General features: G+C 68.4%; 1 protein-coding gene. It reads left to right on the top strand.

What is annotated here, in order from left to right:
• Window positions 1-374, top strand: a 374-nt coding sequence (locus HWX07_RS36790; RefSeq protein WP_175879493.1) for an MFS transporter, incomplete at both ends; no start/stop codon positions are given.

Genomic DNA, 374 nt, shown 5'->3' with positions numbered 1-374 from the left:
GGCTGGGCGTCCGACAAGTTCGGCCGCAAGCCGGTGATCGCCACGGGCCTCGTGATCTTCGCGCTCGGCAGCTTCGTCGCCGCGTTCGCGCACGACATCACGTGGATCATCGTCGGCCGCGTGATCCAGGGGATGGGCGCCGTGTCGTCGGCGGTGCTCGCGTTCATCGCCGACCTGACCTCCGAGCAGAACCGCACGAAGGCGATGGCGATGGTCGGCGGCTCGATCGGGGTGTCGTTCGCGGTCGCGATCGTCGGTGCGCCGATCGTGTTCCACTGGGTCGGGATGAGCGGGCTGTTCACGATCGTCGGCGTGCTGTCGATTCTCGCGATCGGCGTCGTGCTGTGGATCGTGCCCGACGCGGCGAAGCCCGT

This window comes from Burkholderia sp. BCC0097 (assembly GCF_902832985.1).
Taxonomy (GTDB): domain Bacteria; phylum Pseudomonadota; class Gammaproteobacteria; order Burkholderiales; family Burkholderiaceae; genus Burkholderia; species Burkholderia orbicola.
Note: the sequence above shows the minus strand (reverse complement) of the source record. Positions and strands in the feature narration are given on the sequence as shown.